The sequence below is a fragment of the Faecalibacterium faecis genome, assembly GCF_040096475.1.
Taxonomy (GTDB): Bacteria; Bacillota; Clostridia; order Oscillospirales; family Ruminococcaceae; genus Faecalibacterium; species Faecalibacterium taiwanense.
On sequence record NZ_JBBMEP010000052.1, the window covers coordinates 1 to 1,177 of the forward strand.

2 protein-coding genes are annotated in these 1,177 nt (G+C 40.5%); both read left to right on the forward strand.

Annotation, left to right across the window (positions count from 1 at the left end):
- The first annotated feature begins 265 nt into the window (after positions 1-265).
- On the forward strand, positions 266-583 hold the full coding sequence (locus tag WMO17_RS13060; protein ID WP_112148022.1) for a zinc-ribbon domain-containing protein: 318 nt from the start codon (positions 266-268) through the stop codon (positions 581-583).
- Positions 584-615: 32 nt separating this feature from the next.
- Positions 616-1,053, forward strand: a complete 438-nt coding sequence (locus tag WMO17_RS13065; RefSeq protein WP_349138327.1) for a FliH/SctL family protein — start codon at positions 616-618, stop codon at positions 1,051-1,053.
- The last annotated feature ends 124 nt before the right edge of the window (positions 1,054-1,177 follow it).

Genomic DNA, 1,177 nt, shown 5'->3' on the forward strand with positions numbered 1-1,177 from the left:
AGGGGCACCAATAAAAATTCTAGTAGACCCAAAGAATCCGGCCCGAAGTACAGTTCTCAAACCAGAAAGCTAAAGATAGCTTTCAATCGAGGTAAAACAAAAAATTTGTCCTTATAGCGTGTTTATTTAAAAGAAGATTGCGATTGTGCTACAAATTTTCAGAAAATTTATGTGCATCTATACGATTTTGGAAAATTTTGTAAACAAACGAAATAAATCAGGCTTAAATTTCGTTATATAAACAAAAAGCAAGGAGGGAGTTTTGATGACTTGTAAAAATTGCGGCTATGAAAACAGGCTGGGTGTTCGATATTGCCAGCGGTGTGGTCAGTATATTGAACCAAAACGGACGCTGGCACAAGAAGTTAAGTCGTGGGATTTTAGAAGCCTTGCTGGCGTTGGACGCAGAGATGTGAATATTGCGCCGTTGTTTACTGCACCATCCAATCAAACTCCGGCAAAGGCGCACCAAACGCCTTCGCCTGTTGAACCGATGCCAGATGGTAGGTGGTACTGCCCGGACTGTGGAACATTAAATGATTCTTCCGAACGATTTTGCAAAAACTGTGGAAAAGTCCGATAAAGGCGAAGAAAAACATGGAAGGAGGAAACAGTATGAAAAAGATGGCTACAATAGTTCTTGGCCTTATGCTAGTACTTACATTGGTTGGCTGTGGAAATAATGCTCAAAGTTCAGATGCGCACAATGCGGAATACGAAGAAGGCTATGCCGCTGGCTACGAGGCAGGGTATAATGACGGGAAACAGCAAATAGCCGAAAGCAAAAAGCATTTTGCACAGTTTTCGGGTTCTTTTATGGCCACAGTTGAGCAACTCTTGCCCGATTACTATGCGCTTCCGGGAAAAACAATCGCCGTTGTTCACTTCTTTCAAGACAGGCCTTTTTTGCTTCATTTCCAGAAGGACTTGACAGGCGAACTTATTGAAGGAACGTCTTATGTGTTTGAGTTTGAGACTTTTGAAGTTGAACTTCCAGACGATGAAGAAAATCCAGATATTTCAGATTATATCAAACGAGCATTTAACCAATAATGATACTGCGAATTTTCAAATGCCAGAGGAAGGCTATTATAGTAATGATTTTGATGAAATTCTGAATATCACTAAAGAAGATGATGGCACATATAGGATCGAGTATAGCGTTACCCATTTGCTT

Bases quoted from the DNA above. Each gene is read 5' to 3' on its own strand.
- WMO17_RS13060 (WP_112148022.1), top strand. From the start codon at position 266: ATGACTTGTAAAAATTGCGGCTATGAAAACAGGCTGGGTGTTCGATAT.
- WMO17_RS13065 (WP_349138327.1), top strand. From the start codon at position 616: ATGAAAAAGATGGCTACAATAGTTCTTGGCCTTATGCTAGTACTTACA.